This window comes from Ruminococcus difficilis (assembly GCF_016680995.1).
This window is the reverse complement of the sequence record NZ_JAEQMG010000075.1, coordinates 1-1,369: the sequence shown is the minus strand read 5'-3', so window position 1 is coordinate 1,369 and position 1,369 is coordinate 1. Positions and strand designations below refer to the sequence as shown.

Genomic DNA, 1,369 nt, shown 5'->3' with positions numbered 1-1,369 from the left:
TTATTTACACACGGTTCATGACGGAGCTGTTTGACAGCGCCTATCAGAGTAAGCCGCCGATCATCGACGGCTTGCTATACCGGGGAACATATCTTTTCGCCGGCTCTCCGAAGATCGGCAAGAGTTTTCTGATGGCACAGCTTGCCTATCACGTCAGCACAGGCACAAACCTGTGGGGCTTTGATGTGCGGCAGGGTAAGGTGCTGTACCTTGCTCTGGAGGACAACTATCCGAGATTGCAGAAGCGGCTGTACCGTATGTTCGGAACAGCCGAAAATGAAAACCTGTTCTTTTCGGTATCAGCTCATCAGCTCGGCAATGGTTTGGACGAACAGCTCGACGGTTTCTTACAGAAGCACCCTGACACTTCGCTGGTTATTATCGACACCTTGCAGAAGGTCAGAGAGGTCGGCGGCGAGAATTACAGCTATGCTAACGACTACCAGATCATCACGAAGCTAAAAAGCTTCACGGACAGCCATAACATTTGTATGTTGGTTGTCCACCATACACGCAAGCAAACCGCTGATGATAAGTTTGATATGATTTCCGGCACTAACGGCTTGCTCGGTGCTGCGGACGGTGCGTTTATTCTCTCCAAAGATAAGCGCACGAGCAATAACGCCACGCTTGAGGTATCTGGCAGGGATCAGCAAGACCAGCGTGTGTACTTGAAGAAGAACACGGAAACGCTGGTGTGGGAGCTTGACAAAATCGAAACCGAGCTTTGGAAAGCGCCACCGGAGCCGTTGCTCGACAGGATCGCCGAAAGGGTGACCGCCGACAATCCGCAGTGGTGCGGAACGCCGACGGAGCTGTGCGAATATCTCGCCGTTGATATCAAGCCAAACGCTATCACGCAAAAGCTGAATGTCAATGTCAACCGTCTGATGGACGAACACAAGATCGCCTACCACTACAAGCGCACTCACGAAGGGCGCAGAATCACGCTGACCTATGAGGGCGGCGTGTCAAAGCGTGACGGCTGTGACAGCGATTGTGGGGTGCGTGAAACACCGACACAGCTGACACGGACTGACACGCACTAAAGTTTAGGCGGGGTGCAGGGAGCCCTTTTCAAAGGGCTGCCCTTGCCCCTCGGAGAGCGCAAAACCTGCTCGCAGGTTGCATTTTTGATAGCCCTGCTGTCAAAAGTGCTTTTGCGTTACTCTTGGCAAGAGTAACAGAACCTGAGTAAGCAACTCAGTAAAAAGATAGCTGAATACAAATACAGATTTGAGGTAGATAAATGAAGAGAACGATTAGCGCAATGGTGGGTAAAGGCTCCGTCACGCACAACAGCCGCAGCTTCACAGCGGAGAACGTGGACAGCGAGCGCACCCACTTGAATATAGATTACTGTAATGAG

Annotated in this window: 1 protein-coding gene; it reads left to right on the top strand. The window is 51.6% G+C overall.

The features are described from left to right. Nucleotides 1–1,049, top strand: a 1,049-nt coding sequence (locus JKK62_RS08495) for a helicase RepA family protein (RefSeq protein ID WP_201427546.1), incomplete at its 5' end; no start/stop codon positions are given. Between the last annotated feature and the right edge of the window lie 320 nt (nucleotides 1,050–1,369).